Source organism: Fulvitalea axinellae (genome assembly GCF_036492835.1).
Classification (GTDB): Bacteria; Bacteroidota; Bacteroidia; order Cytophagales; family Cyclobacteriaceae; genus Fulvitalea; species Fulvitalea axinellae.
On record NZ_AP025314.1, the window covers coordinates 4416355 to 4431587 of the forward strand.

Annotated in this window: 10 protein-coding genes; 3 read left to right on the plus strand and 7 right to left on the minus strand. The window is 49.6% G+C overall.

Translation table 11 applies throughout. The features are described from left to right. Positions 1-63 precede the first annotated feature (63 nt). Both guaB and rho read right to left on the minus strand, forming a co-directional pair. Positions 64-1533, minus strand: a complete 1470-nt coding sequence (gene guaB / locus AABK39_RS17130) for an IMP dehydrogenase (RefSeq protein ID WP_338392548.1) — start codon at positions 1531-1533, stop codon at positions 64-66. A gap of 344 nt (positions 1534-1877) precedes the next feature. Continuing rightward, positions 1878-3854 (minus strand): transcription termination factor Rho, encoded by a 1977-nt coding sequence (gene rho / locus AABK39_RS17135; RefSeq protein ID WP_338394701.1) that lies wholly within the window; start codon positions 3852-3854, stop codon positions 1878-1880. 378 nt (positions 3855-4232) lie between these two features. Between rho and serS the strand changes: the two genes are divergently transcribed. Beyond that, positions 4233-5510 (plus strand): serine--tRNA ligase, encoded by a 1278-nt coding sequence (gene serS, locus AABK39_RS17140; protein WP_338392549.1) that lies wholly within the window; start codon positions 4233-4235, stop codon positions 5508-5510. Between the two features lie 262 nt (positions 5511-5772). Here serS and proS read toward each other — a convergent pair whose 3' ends face one another. Further along, the gene (gene proS / locus AABK39_RS17145) at positions 5773-7248 is read right to left on the minus strand and encodes a proline--tRNA ligase (protein WP_338392550.1); all 1476 of its coding nucleotides are present in this window, start codon (positions 7246-7248) and stop codon (positions 5773-5775) included. Positions 7249-7599: 351 nt separating this feature from the next. On the opposite strand from proS, the gene AABK39_RS17150 reads away from it, so the two are divergent. Both AABK39_RS17150 and AABK39_RS17155 read left to right on the plus strand, forming a co-directional pair. Further along, the gene (locus AABK39_RS17150; RefSeq protein WP_338392551.1) at positions 7600-8949 is read left to right on the plus strand and encodes a hypothetical protein; all 1350 of its coding nucleotides are present in this window, start codon (positions 7600-7602) and stop codon (positions 8947-8949) included. A gap of 307 nt (positions 8950-9256) precedes the next feature. Then, positions 9257-10870 (plus strand): OmpP1/FadL family transporter, encoded by a 1614-nt coding sequence (locus AABK39_RS17155; protein ID WP_338392552.1) that lies wholly within the window; start codon positions 9257-9259, stop codon positions 10868-10870. A 481-nt stretch (positions 10871-11351) separates the two neighbouring features. Here the strand turns inward: AABK39_RS17155 and rlmN are convergent, their stop codons facing one another. The 4 genes from rlmN to AABK39_RS17175 all read right to left on the minus strand — a co-directional run bounded on the left by rlmN (position 11352) and on the right by AABK39_RS17175 (position 15181). After that, positions 11352-12407, minus strand: a complete 1056-nt coding sequence (rlmN, locus tag AABK39_RS17160) for a dual-specificity RNA methyltransferase RlmN (RefSeq protein ID WP_338392553.1) — start codon at positions 12405-12407, stop codon at positions 11352-11354. A 206-nt stretch (positions 12408-12613) separates the two neighbouring features. Continuing rightward, complete coding sequence (gene coaBC / locus AABK39_RS17165) at positions 12614-13828, minus strand: bifunctional phosphopantothenoylcysteine decarboxylase/phosphopantothenate--cysteine ligase CoaBC (protein WP_338392554.1); 1215 nt, start codon at positions 13826-13828, stop codon at positions 12614-12616. 172 nt (positions 13829-14000) lie between these two features. Continuing rightward, positions 14001-14318, minus strand: coding sequence for a DNA-directed RNA polymerase subunit omega (locus AABK39_RS17170; RefSeq protein ID WP_338392555.1), 318 nt, complete (start codon positions 14316-14318; stop codon positions 14001-14003). A 35-nt stretch (positions 14319-14353) separates the two neighbouring features. Further along, positions 14354-15181: an outer membrane protein assembly factor BamD gene (locus AABK39_RS17175; RefSeq protein ID WP_338392556.1), complete on the minus strand. Its 828-nt coding sequence runs from the start codon at positions 15179-15181 to the stop codon at positions 14354-14356. Positions 15182-15233: the final 52 nt, after the last annotated feature.

Consider the following 15233-nt stretch of genomic DNA (forward strand, 5'->3'; position numbering starts at 1 on the left):
AAAAAAACCGCGGTTTCCCGCGGTTTTTTTCAATATCGTGTTTCCGAAACGTGTTCCGGATTATTAACGGCTGTAGTTAGGAGCCTCTCTAGTGATAGTCACATCGTGCGGATGACTCTCCACGAAACCGGCTGCCGTGATCTTCACGAACTGGGCTTTCTGCATCGCGTCGATAGATCCGGCGCCACAATAACCCATACCCGCTTTCAATCCACCGATCATTTGGTAGATGATCTCAGAAGCGTGCCCTTTGTAAGGTACACGACCCGAGATTCCTTCCGGAACGAGCTTCTTCACTTCGTCCTCAGCATCCTGGAAATAACGGTCTTTCGATCCGTGCTCCATGGCCTCAAGCGAGCCCATTCCGCGGTACGACTTGAATTTACGTCCTTCGTAAATAATCATTTCGCCCGGAGCCTCGTCCGTACCGGCCAACAGAGAACCGATCATTACAGTGCCCGCACCAGCGGCGATCGCCTTACAAAGGTCGCCTGAGAAACGGATACCGCCATCGGCGATTACCGGAACGCCTGTTCCCTTGGCAGCTTTGGCGCATTCGTAAACGGCCGAAAGCTGAGGAACACCAACACCGGCGATTACGCGAGTAGTACAGATACTACCCGGGCCCACACCCACTTTCACGGCGTCGGCACCGGCTTCGATCAAAGCCAAAGTAGCGGCCGGAGTAGCCACGTTACCTACGATAAGGTCAGTATCCGGGAATTCCTTTTTGATTCTTGCGCACGACTCGATCACAAACTTCGAGTGTCCGTGAGCGGTGTCGATAGAGATTACGTCTACTCCAGCTTTCACCAAAGCAGACACGCGCTCCTTGATGTCCGGAGTAACACCAACAGCGGCACCAACACGCAAACGGCCGAATTCGTCCTTACAAGCGTTCGGCTTGCTTTTCTTCTTCAGGATATCCTTGTAAGTGACCAAGCCTTTCAGCTTTCCGCTCTCGTCAACGATCGGAAGCTTCTCGATCTTATGGCGCTGAAGCATGTCTTCGGCCTCTTCGAGGCTGATACCCGGCGAGGCGAGGATCAGGTCATCCTTAGTCATGATATCCACAACCGGAATAGTCATGTCTTTGACAAAACGCAAGTCGCGGTTAGTCACGATCCCTTTCAGGAAACCGTCGGCGTCCACAACAGGAATACCGCCGATTTTGTACTCACGCATGATTCCCAAAGCGTCTCCGCTATTAGCGTTCACATCAAGAATCACGGGATCGATGATCATGCCGCTCTGCGAACGCTTAACGCGACGCACGTGCTTGGCCTGCTTCTCGATGCTCATATTCTTGTGAATAAAACCGATTCCGCCCTCAAGCGCCATCGCAATCGCCATTTCCGACTCCGTAACGGTGTCCATCGCTGCGGAAACGAGGGGAAGATTTAGCTTGATATTCTTGGTAAGGAAGGTTGAGGTGTCCGTCTCGCGAGGGAGGAGTTCCGAAAAAGCTGGAACCAACAAGACGTCGTCATAGGTGAGCGCCTCAAAGAGAAATTTCGATTCGTCCAAAGACATAGCAAATAATTTAGGATTCATTATTTGCCGGACAAAAATAGGGATATTGGTCGGGATTCGCAAAGCGATTAAAGACACCTAAATGATTGCGTTAGCGGCAAATCAAAAAACGTTAACCAAATGAATATTCTGCGGAACAACGCACTAACAAAACAATCGTTTGATGACTATCAAAAAGATCAAGCTTTTCGAATAAAAAAAGTGTTTTGAAAGTTAAGGGATATGATTTATTATTTTTTCACCATCTGGAAAAACAACAACTAAAACATTCTTTATACATGTAAAAAAAGAAAGGGCAATCGCTTTGTGCGATCGCCCTTTCAAAGTCTTGGAATTTATCGCCTTTAGCCGTTCATCGACAAAAGGAATTCGATATTGTCTTTGGTTCCTTTCATGCGCTCAAGCAGGAATTCCATAGATTCCTGCGAATTCATGTCGGACATAAACTTGCGGAGAATCCATACGCGCTGGAGTGTCTCGCGATCCATCAACAAATCCTCGCGACGAGTACCCGAAGCCGGAACGTCGATCGCAGGGTAAATACGACGGTTCGAAAGCTTGCGGTCCAACTGGAGTTCCATGTTGCCCGTTCCTTTGAACTCTTCGAAGATCACTTCGTCCATCTTCGAACCTGTTTCGATCAAAGCGGTGGCGATAATCGTCAACGATCCGCCTTCCTCAACGTTACGCGCGGCACCGAAGAAACGCTTAGGCTTGTGAAGCGCGTTTGCATCCACACCACCGGAAAGCACTTTACCCGACGACGGGATAACAGTGTTATAAGCGCGGGCCAAACGGGTAATCGAATCAAGCAAGATCACAACATCGTGACCGCACTCTACCATACGCTTAGCTTTTTCGAGAACCATGCTCGATACCTTAACATGGCGATCGGCCTGCTCGTCGAAAGTAGATGACACAACCTCGGCGTTTACGCTACGGGCCATGTCCGTCACTTCCTCAGGGCGTTCGTCAATGAGCAAGATCATCAAGTAAACCTCGGGGTGATTGGCCGCAACGGCATTCGCTATTTGCTTCAGCAAAACAGTCTTACCTGTTTTAGGCTGGGCCACGATCATACCACGCTGACCTTTACCGATAGGAGCGAACAGGTCAAGAATCCTCGTAGAGTATTCGCTAGGCGTAGTAGTGAGGTTAAGTTTTTCTGTTGGAAAAAGCGGTGTAAGGTATTCGAAAGAAACCCTGTCGCGAATTTCTTCGGTGGTTTTTCCGTTTACGCTTTCCACGCGCAACAGCGCAAAGTACTTCTCTCCTTCTTTCGGCGGACGAATCTGGCCACGTACCGTATCACCTGTTTTCAGGCCAAACAGCTTAATCTGCGATGGACTAACATAGATATCGTCCGGGCTGGCGAGGTAGTTATAATCTGCTGAACGGAGGAATCCGTATCCGTCCTGCATGATTTCCAATACGCCCTCATTAGAAATAAGGCCGTCAAATTCTTTAACGTTTCCGGCCTGCTGAGAATAGTTTCCCTGTCCGGACGGCGTTCTGCGACGCACGGGAGTCGGCGCTGGCGCTGGCGTCGGTGTTGGTGCAGGTGCGTTTTCCTGGCTTTCAGGTTGTTGGCGCGAAGGTACGGTCGGCTCCGGTTTCTTTTCCTGCGACTCTTCTTTCTGCGACCAATCCGCCATGTTTACGTTCACCTCTCTGCGCGGAGGAATATTCGTAACAGGCTTTTCCTCAGCCATATTCTGGGCGGCTTTCGGCACAACTCTTCTTCTGATCTCGGATACCGGTTTGGCCGGTTCCGCTTTGTCTTCGGTTGTGGCCGGTGTCGGAGCCGGAGTGTCTACTACAGACTTCCTTGCCGGGATCTTTGCTACAGGCTCTTCGGCGCGTGGCGCTTCCGGTTCTTTTTCCTGTTGCTTAGGCTTATTGGCGACAGCTCCGCTCGCCTCTTCCGTAAAGGATTTCAGCAAGTCAGTTCCGCCAGTGGCCGTTTTTGGTTTTGGTTTAGGCTTGGGCTTTGATTTCTGCTCAGCCTTTTTCTCCGGAGCTTTTTTTTCTATTACTTTCTTTTCTCCTTTATCCTTAGCTACATTCTCCCTTTTCGGAAGGTTACGTTTGCGAGGTGCGGGAGCTGGTTTATCATCGGTTGCCGGAGCGTTTTCAGGCTCTTTGGCAGCTGTCTCCTTTTTCTTTGGAAGTTTATCTTCGGGGGTAATAGCTTGTTGGTCAAGTATTTTGTATATCAACTCTTTTTTAGGGAGCCTTTTATAGTTTTTAAGACCTAATTCTTCAGCGATTTCCCGCAACTCAGACAGGAGACGCATGCTCAGTTCTTCGATATTGTACATACTAAATGCGGAATAAATGATTTGATTTCTCAAACTGGGTGTTTACTTACCCGGTGGGAAACTGTGGTTTGAAATGATTTTTTGCTGGAATGAAAAATATCCGGTTTCGGATAGAAGGACAACGATGTAAGGCGTAGTTGTGTTCGCAAGTATAGGATATGTTTATCCAATAGTCAAGAGCTATATGCTTTTTTTACCGGCTCCATAACCCGCCCTGATTCGCTACATTACTGGACTTTATACAAGTATTTTGCCGCTTTTTCAACAGACTGCCCCGCCAGTTGCGAAACCTATGCGGAAAACACGAACGGAGGCCCGTTTTTGTTTCCTCTGTTTTCTATTATTTCATAACTTGCAGATGACAATAAAGTCTGAAACATGCTGCAAATCTCAGAAATAAGGGAAAACAAAGAGGATATCATCGCCAGCCTAAAGCTGAAACGATTCGAGAATCCTGAAGAAGCTCTCCAACGAGTATTGGAGCTGGACGACTCAAGACGCGCGCTCCAGTCCAAGCAAGACGCTGTGTTGGCGGAGTCGAAATCGCTGGCCCGGGAAATCGGAGCGCTGATGAAACAAGGCAAAAAAGCCGAAGCCGACGAGGTGAAGGCCCGGACTTCCTCGCTTAAGACGGAAGCCAAAAGCCTTGGCGAGGAACTCTCGCAAACCGAGGAGGACCTCAAGCAACAGCTCTACCGCATCCCGAACTACCCGCACCCGTCCGTAAAGCCGGGCAACAGCGACGAGGACAACGAGGTAATTTCCGAACACGGAGAGATCCCATCGCTTCCCGAAGGCTCGAAACCCCACTGGGATTTGATCAAAGAATACGATATCGTTGATTTCGAACTCGGCAACAAAATCGCCGGAGCGGGATTCCCGGTATTCAAAGGACAGGGCGCTCGCCTACAGCGCGCCATGGTCAACTTCTTCCTCGACGAGGCCGTAAAGGCGGGTTACGCCGAAGTCCAGCCTCCGGTAGTGGTAAACGAAGCCTCTGGCGTAGCCACCGGACAGTTGCCCGACAAGGAAGGCCAGATGTACCAGCTCGTAAACGAGAACCTGTACCTGATCCCGACCGCCGAGGTGCCGATCACCAACCTTTACCGCGACGTAATCGTGGACGCAAAAGACCTTCCGGTCAAAAACGTTGGCTTCACGCCTTGCTTCCGCCGCGAAGCGGGATCATGGGGAGCGCACGTCCGTGGCCTGAACCGCCTCCACCAATTCGACAAAGTGGAAATCGTTCAGATCACCAAGCCAGAGGATTCAGCCAAAGCGCATGAGGAAATGTGCGCTCACGTTACGGGACTTCTCGAAAAGCTTAACCTTCCGTATCGCGTACTCCGTCTCTGCGGTGGCGACTTGACTTTCACTTCGCACCTTACTTTCGATATGGAAGTATACTCCGCCGGACAATGCAAATGGTTGGAGTGCAGCTCAATCAGTAACTTCCTGACATATCAGGCCAACAGGCTCAAGGTCCGCTACAAGAACGACAGCAAGAAAAACGAGCTTCTACACACGCTCAACGGTAGTGCCTTGGCATTGCCGAGAATCATCGCCGCGTTGTTGGAGAACAACCAGACACCGGAAGGCATCAAGATCCCTGAGGTTTTGGTTCCGTACACCGGCTTCGATATGATTACAAAATAAGGCAAACACAAAGGGCTTTCGCCCCGGTTTATATACAAAGAGGCTGTCTCAAACACACGAGACAGCCTCTTTTTTCGCCCCAACTAAAAAGCCAACTTCTTTTCGCATAAATAAAAACGGCCCCAAGCGGAGCCGTTTTCGTTTTACAATATCTATTTCAAAGGAACTATTAAAGAATAGCCTCCTTATCCGGATCTCAGGTTCAAGTCACACTTATCGGCTTAGTGCCCAACACGTAATGCCTGATACCCAAGACCGCCAATTAATACGCTTTCGCGAACAATACTCTACGCTTCGATGGCTTGCCTGTCAATACGCAAACGCCATCCTCGTCCTCGGCGTCCAACGGAATACAACGGATCGTGGCTTTGGTCAAGTCCTTGATCTTGTCCTCGGTCTCGTTTGTGCCGTCCCAGTGTGCAGATATAAATCCGCCCTTGTTCTTGAGCACGTCCTTGAACTCGTCCCAAGTGTCAACTTTCGTGATATGCTCGTCACGGTAAGTTTTAGCCTTGTTATAGATATTCTCCTGAATCTCCGCCAACAAGTTCTCAACGTAAGTCTCAACGCCTTCGGCTTGAACAAACTCTTTGGTCAAAGTATCGCGGCGGGCAACCTCGACCGTTCCTTTTTCCAAATCTTTCGGTCCGATACCGATACGAACAGGAACACCTTTCAATTCCCACTCAGCGAATTTGAAGCCCGGCTTATGCGTAGTTCTGTTATCGTATTTTACGCTGATTCCTTTAGCCTTAAGCTCTTTTACGATACGGTCGGCCTCGGCGCTGATCTTTTCGAATTCCTCATCCTTGCGGAAAATCGGAACGATCACAACCTGAATAGGAGCCAACTGAGGAGGAAGCACCAAACCTTGGTCATCGCTGTGCGCCATGATCAACGCGCCCATCAAACGGGTACTTACGCCCCATGACGTTCCCCAAACCATTTCGAGCTTACCTTCCTTATCGGCGAACTTCACGTCAAAAGCCTTGGCGAAATTCTGGCCGAGGAAGTGAGAAGTACCGGCCTGCAAAGCTTTTCCGTCCTGCATCAAAGCCTCGATACAGTAAGTGTCAACGGCTCCGGCAAAGCGCTCTTGCTCGGTTTTAACACCTTTGATTACCGGAACGCCCAAAGTCTTCTCGGCGAAATCAGCGTAGATGTCAAGGATAAGCTTAGTCTCGTCGATAGCTTCCTGCTTGGTGGCGTGGGCGGTGTGCCCTTCTTGCCACAGGAATTCGGCCGTACGGAGGAAAAGGCGGGTACGCATTTCCCAACGGACCACGTTAGCCCACTGGTTGCAAAGGATTGGCAAGTCACGGTACGACTGGATCCAGTTTTTGTATGTGTTCCAAATCACGGTCTCCGAAGTCGGGCGAACAATAAGCTCCTCTTCGAGCTTAGCTTCCGGGTCTACCACTACGCCACTTCCGTCTTCGGCATTCTTCAAACGGTAGTGAGTCACCACGGCGCATTCCTTGGCGAAACCTTCAACGTGGTCGGCTTCCTTGCTCAGGTAAGACTTCGGGATGAACAACGGGAAATAAGCGTTCACGTGTCCTGTCTCCTTGAACATATCGTCCAAAGTACGCTGCATTTTTTCCCAGATGGAAAAACCGTAAGGCTTGATGACCATGCATCCCCTTACGGCCGAATTCTCGGCCAAATCGGCCCTTTTGACCAGCTCGTTGTACCAAGCGGAGTAGTCATCGCTTCTTTTTGGCAATCCTTTGCTCATGACAATCTATATTTTTTGATTCGATTCTTCGTTTTTAACTATAACAGTCACACATACGCAACCCCGGGCATTAATTTCGCGTCTAGTATGTAAGGATGTGAGATAATCCCTACGTAATAACGGAAAAAGGCTAACCCCAAGAAAGCATCGACCAGAGACAAACAAGGAAAAAGCCTTTCATTTCCACGATATTACGGCTATTTTTAGCCGTTCGGACGTTATAGTCCTAACAGGTTGCCTCTAGGTGCCGGCTATTTTGGAAAAACACAAATATAAGTGATTCTCCATTGATAATTAAGCCGGATCGTTCGATGTTTCGCATAAGGACAGAACCCAAACGAAAGGATTGAGATGAAACCGACCCACTTATTTTCGATAACACTGATGGCGATCCTGTCCTTGGTGTTATTCCACGGCCAAGCGACGGCCCAAGGAGAGTACGACGATATGTACTTCAACTCGAAAGATCGCCAAAAGGCGAAAGCCATCAAGATATCACAAAGGGAGCAAGCGCTTTCCAACACGGCGTACGCCTCTTCCAAAACCTACAGTACCGACGAAAACTACTCGGCCCGTACCGTAGACCCAAACTTGATCGAGAGATACAAGCGCCAGGCTTTGGCCCAGGACTCGCTAGCCTTCGTCGCCAATTTAGACACGCTTGACGACACCTCCGACTACAGCGAACTTTTCAGCGCCGCCGATTACGTAATGAGCGAAGAGACTTATAAAAAGTACGGCGATAAAAAGGAAGTGGCCTCCGAAAGACGCCCTCAACGGAACAATTGGGTTCAGCCTAACTTCTCCTTTGGCTTTGGCTACGCCACAGGTCCTTGGGGATGGAGTATGGGCCCGACATGGAGTTATGGCGTTCGTTGGGGAAGCCCTTATTACGGAGCCTACGATCCATTCTACGATCCGTTCTACAACCCTTGGTACGGCCCATGGGGACCGGCTTACGCATATGGCTGGCACCACAACCGCTATCGTTACGGATATCCGCATTATGGTTACGGAAATGGCAACGTGATTATCGTAAATCCAGAGAATGGCGGCAACAGCAGGAGAATTGTCAGGGGATCGGCCCCTTCACGCGGAGGGTCTACAGGTTATATCCCCGCCAGCAGTAGCAGAAGAGGCAGAAGCGAAGTCACCGGGCTTAGAAGTAGCAGAACATCTTCCCGCAGTTCCATTTCAAATTCTTCAAGCAGAATGTCGAGGTCCGCGTCTCCGAATGTGAGAAGCTCCAGATCGTCTTCACGCTCGCGTAATTATGCCGCCACCCAGAACGAGTATTTCCAAAGAAGCCAAGGTGCGTTACCAAGAACATCGGGTAGCCGAAGCCGCATAGCCAACTCATCGAGCAGAAGCTCTAGAAGCGCTGGCAATTCGGGTCGTTACAGCTCTTCGGTCAGGAAAACAATGCCGGCTGTACAGCCTAGCAGGTCGTCTTCAAGCGGTTCGAGAAGCTACTCCTCACCAAGAAGCAGAAGCACTTCCAGAAGTTATTCTAATTCCGGTTCAAGGTCATATTCTTCAGGAAGCAATTACTCAGGCTCAAGATCTTCTTATTCCAGAAGTTCCTCTTCAGGTTCACGTTCTTCCTACTCAAGAAGTCGCTCTTCGGGCTCCTCGTCCAGATCGTCTTCTAGATCTTCGGGAAGCAGTAGCAGAAGCTCTTCCAGAAGCCGAGGAAACTAAACCCAAGCGTCTCAAAACCTAGCTTCATGAAGCTAGGCCAGAAAATTTCCGGTCGGTTTCCATTAGTCATCAATAAAAACAGGAAAGCGAAACAAATCGGTTTCCTGTTTTCTTTTTCAACAACGCAAAGACGCCACAGCCTCTCACAGGGAATGTTCTTTGCCTACCAATCTTACGGATCTAAACTTTTCCGTACCCGTCATAATGAAAACGTTTTCTCAAGCCTTTTTTCCAGAAAGAAAAGGTCCAAGTAGGGAATTGGCTCAACGCCAAACGAGCAAGTAAAATCAGTAAAGAGTGTGTGATTATGAGAAAGCTATTTTTGCTATTTATACTTAACGTTTCGATTCTAGGAACCGAAGCCTTCGGCCAATACGTTGACAGGGCCTTCGACTTCAGCAAAACAACACAAGGAGGTTCGGCCCGGATCTCTGCGATGGGCGGTGCCCAAACAGCCATCGGCGGCGATATCAGCGCGGCGGTGTCCAACCCCGCCGGTCTAGGTTTCTTCCGCCGTTCGGAAGCCACGATAAGCCTTGGGCTCGGCTTCGGCAATATATCCACGGACTACCTGGGCAACGGAACCGACAAACGCAGAACGACATTCAACGTCCCGCAACTGGGCGTCGTTATCAACAATACTTTGGACGATCTCGTTGACAGCGACTGGCGAGGCGGCTCTTTCGCCATTTCCTTCTCCAGAGTCAACGACTTCAACAGCACTATAAACTATTCAGGGCTGAACACCGTCACGGACATCAACGATTTCTTTATCCAAAACAACGGATTCTACACGGACTTGGCCCGGGGCGCTTTTGTTCTTGACCGCTACGATTTCAAACCCAAGGCGGGACAGACCAACATCCCGGTTTATCAGGACATCAACAGGCTTTATCCCGGTGACGTGCCGAACGACCAGTACCCTACCAGACAAGAAGAAACCATCGAGACATCAGGAAGCACCTACAAATGGAACTTCTCCTATGGCGGAAACTACAAGGACATCCTTTTCGCCGGTATAGGCGTAGGGCTGAATTTCCTCGACTACGAGCGAACAAGCACATTCAACGAGCAGTACCAAGACCAAGCGCTTCAAAACCAAACCCTCTCCGAAAACTACACAAACAACGGCGTGGGAATTGACGCAACCTTGGGCATCATCGCCAAGCCGACACCCGAGCTTAACTTGGGACTCAGCTTTACCAGCCCGAGCGTGTATTGGCTAAACGAGGAATCGGACGCTAGGCTCGACGCCAGCTACAGGGAAGGGACAAAGTACACTTACGGCCAGTTTGTAGACGAAGACCAATACGTTGAGGCTTTCAGGTATGTAGCCTCAGGGGAGACACCCGGCGAGACAATCACTCTTGGTAACGAGTTTTCGGAAAGTCCCATTTACGAATCCAAATGGACCCTTTACACTCCGCTGAAAGTTTCGTTAGGCGCCGCGTATTTCTTCAAGAAGCGGGGCTTTATCACCGCCGATATTGACTGGGTCAATTACGCCCAGACGCGGGTGGAGTCGAATGACTTCGAAACGGACGGCATCAACGACCAGATCGACGACACATACCAAACCGCCGTCAACTACAGAATAGGCGGCGAGTACCGCCTCAACATTTTCCGCTTCAGGGCTGGGTACGCCCACCAAGGCAACCCTATCAAAAAGGAAGCTAGCGACTTCGACTATTCAAGGAGCCAAGTAACCTTCGGTGCCGGCGTACGCGACAAAACTTGGTATGTTGACTTGGCCATCATTAGCGACAAGTACAAAACATTGCACTCGCCTTACAGTATCCAAAACGAAACGATCACATTTCCCGGTGTAGGAAGCCGTGACATTTACACTACGGATACGCCCTTCGCCTTTAGCGACCACAGCGACCTGAACTTCAAGGTAACCGCCGGTTTCTTCTTCTAGACCAAAAACACATACTCGTTATAAAAGAGAAAGCCTCCCCAGTACAGGGAGGCTTTCTCTTTTCCCAAAATCTCAAAAAAGAAGTCGCAGGTAAGTTATCCCGTTATATCAAAGCGTTTTACCCGGACTTCAAGTATGTTTTGGCCCAAACCCTTAACACATTCAACCAAAGTCCTTAAGGGTTTGGGTTGAATGTGTTAACTGTTTCGATCAAAAGTGTTAACACATTTGGGCAAAACAGTTAAGAGAATTGACCGAAACAGTTAACACATTTGGTTCAAAGTGTTAACTGTTTTTGTTCGAAGGAAAAACGACTTCTTATAATGCAAAAAACCTCCCGATCATACAATCGAGAGGTTCTTGCTACGTATCCTTATCCTAACGGAATATACTAAGCTTTAAGGAAATGTAAAACAGCCTGTAAGAATGGAGAAAATCCGAGGGAAACGACACGTAAGATAAACTTCCTTTTCCGAACAAATCAGCTCGCTTCCTTTTCCCTGTTAGCCAACTGACCGCACGCGGCGTCAATGTCTTTGCCTCGGCTCCGCCTTACGTTTACCGTAACGCCTTTTCTTTCGAGGAATTCGGCAAAAGCGTCGATTTTGTCTTTCTCGGCATTTTGGAAATCGGCCTCGGCTATCGGATTGTATTCGATAATATTGATTCGGCAAGGGAATTTTCTGGCGAAAGCCAAAAGCTCCCTGGCGTCTTCTTCCCCGTCATTGAAATTATGGAAAACGATATACTCAAGCGTAATCCTGTTCTTGGTCTTTTCGTAAAAATACCTCAACGCCTCGGCCAAAGCCTCCAAGGTATTCGTCTCGTTGATCGGCATGATGGTGTCACGCTTCTTGTCGTTAGCAGCGTGCAGTGACAATGCCAAACGGAAACGCACCTCGTCGTCAGCCATCTTGGTTATCATCTTGGCGATGCCGGCGGTACTTACCGTAATCCGCCGCGGCGACATACCCAAACCGTCCTCGGCGGTAATCCGCTCGATAGACTTCATCATATTGGCGTAGTTGAGCAAAGGCTCGCCCATACCCATGTACACGATGTTGGTCAAAGGCTGGTCGTAACGCTCTTCGGCCTGACGCTTCACCTGCACGACCTGATCGTAGATCTCGGCCGGATCCAAGTTCCGCTTGCGGTCCATATAGCCCGTAGCGCAGAACTTACAGCTAAGCGAACACCCCACTTGCGACGATACGCAGGCCGTCATCCTGTCCTCGGCCGGAATCAGTACGCCTTCCACCAGATTGCCGTCGGCAAGGCGAAAAGCAGACTTTACGGTACCGTCCGAACTCAACTGGCTGGTGTGTACTTCCACCGGATTAAAGACGAAATGCTCTTTCAACAGCTCCCTGGTCTTCAACGACAGGTTTGTCATACTGTCAAAATCCGTGGCCGACTTCTTCCAAAGCCATTCCCAAACCTGCTTCGAGCGGAAGGCTTTTTCCCCGTTCGCCACAAAGAATTCCTTCAGTTGCTTGGCGCTCAGCTTGCGTATGTCTTTCTTTTTCTCTGGCATCATTTTACAAAGATAATCATTCCGGCCAACTTGGCCCTCGGCGACACTTCACAGCTCCGCCAATGTTGCAACGTCCGCATTCCCGGTTTGGTACTTATTCCCTGCCGGGAAAAACCTTAGCCGAAACCGCGGACACGTTCGGCGCAAGGCACGAAAAGAGGCCGCCCGGTCCGGACGGCCTCTTTTCCGTTATATCGGAACTTTCAGATTCAGACCACCAACGGCCCGTTCTCAAGCTTCTCGACTATGGCATTCACGATATCGTGCGCCACTTCGTCTTTGGACTTCAGCGCAAATTCCCGCTTGTCGCCTTCTTTTCCGATAATCGTAATCTTATTCGTATCATGACCGAAGCCCGCTCCTTTATCATTCAAAGAGTTCAGCACGATCATATCGAAGTTCTTTCTCTTGAGTTTGCCAAGGGCGTTGTCCTCTTCGTTCTCGGTTTCCAAAGCAAACCCGACGGTAAATTGGGTCGTCTTCAGCTTGCCCAACGATTTGGCGATATCCTCGGTCTTTTCGCATTCGATCGAGAACTCGTCCGAGTTCTTTTTGATTTTCTGCTCCGCAACCTCTTTAGGACGATAATCCGCCACGGCGGCAGCCATAACGGCGATATCCAAATCGTCGAAACGCTCTTCGCAAGCCTCCAGCATCTCCTTGGCCGACACGACCGGAACAACCTCAAGATTCGGATGCGTCAAGTGACAATGCGTAGGACCGCTAACCAAGGTCACCTCAGCTCCACGGTCAAGAAGCGCTTGCGCAATGGCATAACCCATCTTACCGCTAGAGTGGTTTCCGATAAAGCGTACAGGGTCGATAGCCTCGTAAGTTGGTCCGGCGGTAATCATCGCCTTCTTTCCGGCCAACGATTGCTCTTCCGAGAAATGGTTGCGCACATGCTCCACGATCTCTTCGGGCTCGGCCATCCTACCAGCGCCCACTAAGCCACTGGCCAGTTCGCCGTATCCCGCATCGATAAACACGTTGCCGTAAGACTTCAGCGCCTCGATGTTCCGCAGGGTACTTGGGTGTTGGTACATGTCCAAGTCCATGGCCGGAGCGAAATGCACCGGACAACGGGCTGACAAATACGTAGCCACCAACAGGCTGTCGCAGTGCCCGGAAGCCATTTGTGACAGGGTTTTCGCCGTTACGGGAGCCACCAACATAAGGTCGGCCCAGAGGCCAAGCTCTACGTGGCTGTTCCACTCGCCGGTTCTTCCCCTGTGAAAATCGCTAAGTACCGGATTCTTCGAAAGCGTGGCCAACGTAAGGGGGGTAATAAACTCAGAAGCGGAAGTGGTCAATATGACTCTCACTTCCGCCCCTTCTTTAACCAGTAGCCTAATCAGGCTCGCCGCCTTGTATGCGGCTATGCTACCGGTAACCCCCAAGACAATTTTCTTTCCTTGGAGCATATGTATCTTAGTTTAGGAATTATAAAAGAATAAATCCTTGGTCTTAGGTATCAGGTATTACGTATTAGGTACTTTTTCTGATGAATGTATCATCAACCCGATGTCCCAAGAGGGAAGATATTCTTTAAGTGTTCCTTAGCAAGAAAGATTTCACAAGAAACTAAGCCGAAGCTTAGTCTTCCTGATAACGCTTTCTCCACTCCAAATCCGACGACAAGAACTCGTCCGTAGCCACTGTAGTAGGCTTGGCTTGTCTTTCGTAGAATTTCGAGATCTCGATCTGCTCGCGGTTTTCGTGCACCTCTTCGAGGTTGTCGATCGTCGAAGCAAACTCGGCCAATTTGTTGCTCAGCTCCTCTTTCATGTTAGTCGAGAGGCTCCGGGCTCTTTTCCCGATGATGACCAAAGACTCGTAAAGATTGCCTGTAGGGTTGGCCAAATCATTCAAGTTACGTGTCTGTACGCTCGCTTTGTTGTTAGGCTTCGTCATTTTACTTTTGGGAAATGAATTATAATAAGTGTGATTTAACTCTTCTTCTGTGACTTGAGCTCGCGCAAGCGCTCAAGCGATGTGTCATACAGGCGCCCGGCTTCTTTGCCGTACTTGCTGTCGGGGTAGCTGTCAATAAAGCTTTCGTAGAAATCGACCACTTTCTGATAACGCTCCTCTTGCCGTCTGGAATAGCTTTGGTGAGCGTAATCGTACTCCGCTTTGATCTTCAGAAACTGTCCTTCCTCGTTATGTTTCGAATCCGGGAAGCTTTTCCTGAAATTGTCGAAAGCCACTACCGCCGCTTTGAAACGCTGTAGCTTGTAATATTGTTTTGCGGTCAAGAAGGCTTTCAATGCCAGCTTTTCCTGCATTTCGTCAATAATTTTCGTCGCCTCGGCCTTGCGTTCGCTACTTGGATAGCGGTTTAAGAAAGCCTGCATGGCTTCCGCCGCCTCTTTTGTAGCGGTCTGGTCAAGGGACGGCCTCAGGGAGTTCTGCGACTTACAGTACGCATACATGTAATTTGCCTCCTCGGCCTTAGGGCTTCTCGAATAGGTATTGTAGAACCGCTGGAAGTAGTGCGAAGCAAGGTCGAAGTCCTTACGGTTATAGTAGCTATACGCAAGCTTGAACAACACGTCCTCACCCTCTTCGGCTCCTCTCAATACCGGAAGAATCTCCTCATAAAGCACCGATGCCTTATAATATTTCCCCTCCTCATAGAAGGCGTTCGCTCCGGCATATTTAGCCTTTACGTCCGTGCTTTTTTGAAGCTTTCGGAAACGGCCCGCACAAGAGCTTAGGCCCGCGGCCATTGCCAACGCCAATATCCAATATGAAAATCCAGACAGTTTTCGCATAAGTACGCAAATATAGGTTTGTAGAAAATACCTGTCAAACAAAAAGTTAGTG

Coding starts and splice junctions, on each gene's coding strand:
- guaB (WP_338392548.1), bottom strand. CDS start 1,533: ATGTCTTTGGACGAATCGAAATTTCTCTTTGAGGCGCTCACCTATGAC.
- rho (WP_338394701.1), bottom strand. CDS start 3,854: ATGTACAATATCGAAGAACTGAGCATGCGTCTCCTGTCTGAGTTGCGG.
- serS (WP_338392549.1), top strand. CDS start 4,233: ATGCTGCAAATCTCAGAAATAAGGGAAAACAAAGAGGATATCATCGCC.
- proS (WP_338392550.1), bottom strand. CDS start 7,248: ATGAGCAAAGGATTGCCAAAAAGAAGCGATGACTACTCCGCTTGGTAC.
- AABK39_RS17150 (WP_338392551.1), top strand. CDS start 7,600: ATGAAACCGACCCACTTATTTTCGATAACACTGATGGCGATCCTGTCC.
- AABK39_RS17155 (WP_338392552.1), top strand. CDS start 9,257: ATGAGAAAGCTATTTTTGCTATTTATACTTAACGTTTCGATTCTAGGA.
- rlmN (WP_338392553.1), bottom strand. CDS start 12,407: ATGATGCCAGAGAAAAAGAAAGACATACGCAAGCTGAGCGCCAAGCAA.
- coaBC (WP_338392554.1), bottom strand. CDS start 13,828: ATGCTCCAAGGAAAGAAAATTGTCTTGGGGGTTACCGGTAGCATAGCC.
- AABK39_RS17170 (WP_338392555.1), bottom strand. CDS start 14,318: ATGACGAAGCCTAACAACAAAGCGAGCGTACAGACACGTAACTTGAAT.
- AABK39_RS17175 (WP_338392556.1), bottom strand. CDS start 15,181: ATGCGAAAACTGTCTGGATTTTCATATTGGATATTGGCGTTGGCAATG.